This is a genomic window from Actinomycetota bacterium, from assembly GCA_005888325.1.
Lineage (GTDB): Bacteria > Actinomycetota > Acidimicrobiia > Acidimicrobiales > AC-14 > AC-14.
Genome location: VAWU01000099.1, coordinates 1 through 4,566 on the forward strand (window position 1 = coordinate 1; position 4,566 = coordinate 4,566).

At 66.1% G+C, this 4,566-nt stretch carries 3 protein-coding genes; 2 read left to right on the plus strand and 1 reads right to left on the minus strand.

The window, feature by feature from the left end:
* The first annotated feature begins 418 nt into the window (after nt 1–418).
* Together E6G06_22410 and E6G06_22415 are read left to right on the plus strand one after the other, a co-directional pair.
* Nucleotides 419–2,440 carry a hypothetical protein gene (locus tag E6G06_22410; protein ID TML84738.1) on the plus strand — a complete coding sequence of 674 codons (2,022 nt, stop codon included), beginning with the start codon at nt 419–421 and terminating at the stop codon, nt 2,438–2,440.
* Between the two features lie 43 nt (nt 2,441–2,483).
* A complete protein-coding gene (locus E6G06_22415; GenBank protein TML84739.1) occupies nt 2,484–3,686 on the plus strand; it encodes a hypothetical protein in 1,203 nt (400 codons plus the stop codon).
* A gap of 214 nt (nt 3,687–3,900) precedes the next feature.
* On the opposite strand, the gene E6G06_22420 is transcribed toward E6G06_22415, so the two are convergent.
* Nucleotides 3,901–4,332, minus strand: coding sequence for a DUF3237 domain-containing protein (locus E6G06_22420; protein TML84740.1), 432 nt, complete (start codon nt 4,330–4,332; stop codon nt 3,901–3,903).
* Nucleotides 4,333–4,566: the final 234 nt, after the last annotated feature.

Sequence of the window (4,566 nt, forward strand, 5' to 3'; positions counted from 1 at the left end):
CAACTGAATCGTCCTCGTCCTCGTCGCTGATCCTGCGCCACCCGGCGCCGGCGTCAAGGTCGTTCGTCCACGCTTCGCTGCGGGCGCGTCACTGGACCCGTCGCCTTGACGCGCGCCTGCATGTGCGAGAACGACGACTACTTCCAAAGCCAATCAAGACCAGTCTCCACTTGACCGGCCCCACACCTTCAGAGATGCCGCTCGGCGCTCCCGGATCGGGCAATCGGGCGCGTTCGCGGAAGGAAGCGGCCCAAGACGATCACGTCGCGGATGACGTGCCATGGACCCGGCGGGTGTGGGATACGGCGGCAGCAGCTCGCGGCGATCTGAGAACTCGGGCTCGGCTCCTCAGGAGCACAGTGCGGCTCGGGTGGTGCGCGGCTTACGGTAGAGGGGTGGAGGCGGGAGTAGCGCGCCGATGACCACCGAGAACATGGCCATCCTGTTCACAGACATGGTGGGCTCGACGGAACTGTCGCAGCGCCTGTCGGCCGACGCCGCCGACGATGTCCGCCGGCGACACTTCTCCATCCTGCGCCAGGCCATCGCCGAAGCCGGGGGCACCGAGGTAAAGAACCTGGGTGACGGACTCATGGTGGTTTTCGGCCCGGCCTCGGCTGCCCTGGCGTGTGGCGTGGCCATGCAACAGGGCGTCGAACGCGCCAACCGGGGCCGTGAGCAATCGGTGGGCCTGCGGGTCGGACTGAGCGGCGGTGAAGTCAGTCGAGAGGACAACGACTACTTCGGGGACCCGGTGGTTGAAGCGGCCCGGCTCTGTGCCGCCTGCGAGGGCGGGCAGATCCTGGCGTCGCAGTGGGTGCGACTCACGGCCGGGCGTCGTACCCGTCACCAACTCAAAGCACACGGGGGCCTGACCCTGAAAGGACTGCCCGACCCCGTCGAGACGGTCGAGGTGCTCTGGGAACCCTTGGGAGCAGCCGTCTCTGGGACAGCCGTCCCGCTCCCCGACCGCCTGGCTGTTCGCCCCGGCGTGGGTGTTGTGGGACGCGAAGCCGAGGTGCAAACGATCATGGACGCCACCAAGCGCGTGACCGGGGGCGAGGGGCGCGAGGTGATGCTCGTCTCCGGTGAGGCCGGCCTGGGCAAGACCACGATGGTCGCCGAAGCGGCGCGCGCTGCGTTCGACGCGGGGACCTGTGTGTTGTTCGGACACTGCGAGGAGGACCTCGCCACTCCCTACCAACTCTTCGCCGAGTCCCTCGGCCACTACGTCACCCATGTCACCGAGGCCCAGCTCCTCGCCCACGTGGAGGAACACGGCTCCGAACTGGCACGGCTGGTCCCCGCCCTCGCGAGCAGGATCCCGGGGCTCCCGCCGTCAAAGGCCGTCGACGCCGACTCTGAGCGATATCTGCTGTTCGCAGCGGCAGTTGGTCTCCTTGCGATGGCCTCCGAGCACCAGCCCGTCATGCTCGTGCTCGACGACCTCCAATGGGCCGACAAGGGAAGCCTGCTGCTTCTGCGCCATCTCACCGCGACCGAGCACGCCGTGCGAATACTCATCCTCGGGATCTATCGCAACATCGAGCTGTCGGCGTCGAACCCCTTGCTCGACACCCTGGCGGCGCTGCATCGCCAGAGAGGTGTCAGCCGGATCGAGCTCAGGGGGTTCGACGACGCCGGCGTCGTGTCGTTCATGGAGGCCGCCGCCGGCCACGCCCTAGATGAAATGGCCGTAGGACTCGCCCACGCCGTGTATCGCGAGACGGACGGCAACCCGTTCTTCGTGAGCGAGGTATTGCGTCATCTGTCAGAGACCGGCGCGATCTACCGGGAAGCGGGCGGCCGGTGGGTCGCCCGGGACTCCCTCGAACAGATGGCGCTGCCCGACAGCGTGCGTGAGGTGATCGGAGGCCGGGTCGGGCGTCTGGGTGAAGATGCCCGGCGGGTGCTGTCCATTGCGGCGGTGATCGGCAGGGACTTCGACTTCGATCTCCTGGCCCGGGCGACGACCACCTCAGAGGAACACCTTCTCGACATCCTCGACGGCGCCGCGGCCGTGGCCCTGGTGCGCGAACTGGCCGACACCGCGGGGCACTACAACTTCGCCCACGCCCTCATCCAGCACACGCTGTACGAGGACTTGGGTCCCAACCGCCGCGCCCGGACGCATCGACAGGTGGCCGAGGCGTTAGAGGACCTCTGCGGGGACCGCCCCGGGTCCCGCATCGGTGAACTGGCCCGACACTGGTCGAGCACCGCCCGACATGGAGACCTGGCCAAGGCCATCAGCTACTCGCGACGTGCGGGTTGGCTACTACACCCAGGCTCTCGAACTGTTGAGACAGACCGACGATCTCGATCCGGTCCCGGGTATCGACCTGGCCATCGGGCTCGGTACCGCCCAGCGCCAGACCGGAGACCCCGCCTTTCGCGACACGCTCCTCGATGCCGCTCGAAGGGCCACCGACCTCGGTGACACAGAGCGGCTCGTGGCCGCCGCTCTGGCCAGCAACCGTGGCATGTTCAGTGCCGCCGGTGTCATCGACACCGACAGAGTCGAGATACTGGAGATGGCCATCGATCGGCTCTCCAAAGATCATCTCGACCGGGCGCTCGTGCTCGCCACCGTATGTGCCGAACTCTCCTTCGGCAGCCCGCTCGAGCGGCGCCAGGCCCTGGCCGAAGAAGCCATCGCCATCGCCGAGTCCTCTGGTGACGACGCCGTCATCGTGCAGGTCCTCAACCAGGTCTGCTGGCCGCTCCTCACGCCACCACTACTCGAGCAGTCGCTGGCCCGGACGGCCGACGCCGTGGTCCGCGCCGAGCGAATTGGCGACCCGCTCCTGCTCTTCTGGGCTGCGACTACTCGCCTCTGGTCGACGGCGTCCGCCGGGGACATCGACGAGGTAGACCGCTGTCTCGAGATCATGGGATCGCTCGCCGAGCAGCTGGACCAGCCGACCCTCAGGTGGGTGCACACCTACCTAGGTGCCGGGCGAGCTCAGATCGCCGGGGACACCGATCGGGCCGAACAACTGGCCACCGAGGCACTCCAGATCGGCACCGACGGGGGCGAGCCCGACGCCACGTTGTTCTTCGATGCGCAGCGCATCACCGTGTACCTTCAGCGCGGAACGCTGAGCGAGCTCGTCCCACTCATCGAGCAGGCGGTCGACGAGAATCCAGGGATTCCCATGTACCGTGCGGTCCTGGCCAGTGCATACGCAGAGGTGGGCCGCACCAACGACGCGCGTCAGCTGCTGGAGGAGTTCGCGGTTGCAGGTTTCGATCTGCCGTTGGACGGAACAACGTGGATCGCGGGAATGGCGAATTACGCCGGAGCGGCCATCGAATGTCGAGACCCGCTCTACGCCGAGTCGTTGTTCGACCAGCTCCGTCCATGGGCCGATCAGTTGCCCTTCACTATTACGCCTGCAGACCCGGTCAGCCATTTCCTCGGTGGCCTCGCGACCGTCCTCGGCCGCTACGACCAGGCCAACGCCTACTTCACTCAAGCCGCCGCGTTCAGCGACCGGGTGGGTGCCAAGTTCTTCGCCGCCCGCACCGACCTCTCATGGGGAAAGATGCTCGCCGAGCGTCGTGGCCCAGGCGACACCGAGAAGGCACGGGACCTTTTCACCAAGGCGCACGCTGCCGCTGCGGCTTACGGGTACTCGATCGTCGAGCGACGCGCCACCGAAGCATTGCAAGACCTGAACTGACAGCAGCCGATCAGTCCAACGTGTGTTCGATCCCACGCGCCGAAAGCCCAGGGCGAGTGTCATCGAAGTGCCGTATAGAGCGCGCTCGCGACCGCGAGCATTGCGTGTCAATGATCCGGGTTGCGCGCGCCAGATCTGCCGCTCGGCGCTGGCGGATCGGGCAATCGGTCGTGGCCCCCCGGTACAAGGTGGTCGCTAATGAGGTCTGGTCGGCTCACCGAAGCTCGTAGAACTCGTACTCGATGCTTGTGAGGGTGTCGTCGAACGTGCCCTTCCCCACGACCTGTATTCGACTTAGCCATAAGTAGCGCTCATCGCCGGTGTCGAAGCGGGGTGTGGAGTACACGGTGACGGGCGTCTTGGTCATGTCAATACGGCCGCCGTACTGCGCGTACAACAGCGCTCCGTCATCAGTCTCAAGGGTGACTCGAACGTCGATTGTGGACACGGTCGCGTCTGGCGAAACCACTGGCCAATCCGCCGCCGCCACTCCAAACATGTGCGCGCGGAGTCGCTCGCCTTCTATGTCAAAGGACGACAGTTCGCCAACGAGCCGCGTTCCAAGCGGTGTGTTGGGTATCCACACAATGGGCCGGACACTTACTCGACCGGTGGCGAGGGGCAAGAGCTCGAGTGCCATCGGCATCGTTGTACTACCTGTCGTCTCCGAGCGACAGTGACCGCGTAGAACGACCTGCCGATACCACCGAACCTGCTGTGGGTCGCTCGCCTCGACGTAACGCAGAACTGCCTTGGTCTCAGGGGATCAACGCAACACCCGCCTCGGTCGGGTTCGATCAGAGCGGGAGGTTGTGCCGTGGAGTGGATCTCAGATGAGGCCAAGGCTCGTATCGCCGAGCTGTGGGCGGAAGACGCGCCG

What these genes read in the sequence shown, in the direction of transcription:
- E6G06_22415 (TML84739.1), top strand. Translation starts at nt 2,484, where the DNA reads ATGTTCAGTGCCGCCGGTGTCATCGACACCGACAGAGTCGAGATACTG.
- E6G06_22410 (TML84738.1), top strand. Translation starts at nt 419, where the DNA reads ATGACCACCGAGAACATGGCCATCCTGTTCACAGACATGGTGGGCTCG.
- E6G06_22420 (TML84740.1), bottom strand. Translation starts at nt 4,332, where the DNA reads ATGCCGATGGCACTCGAGCTCTTGCCCCTCGCCACCGGTCGAGTAAGT.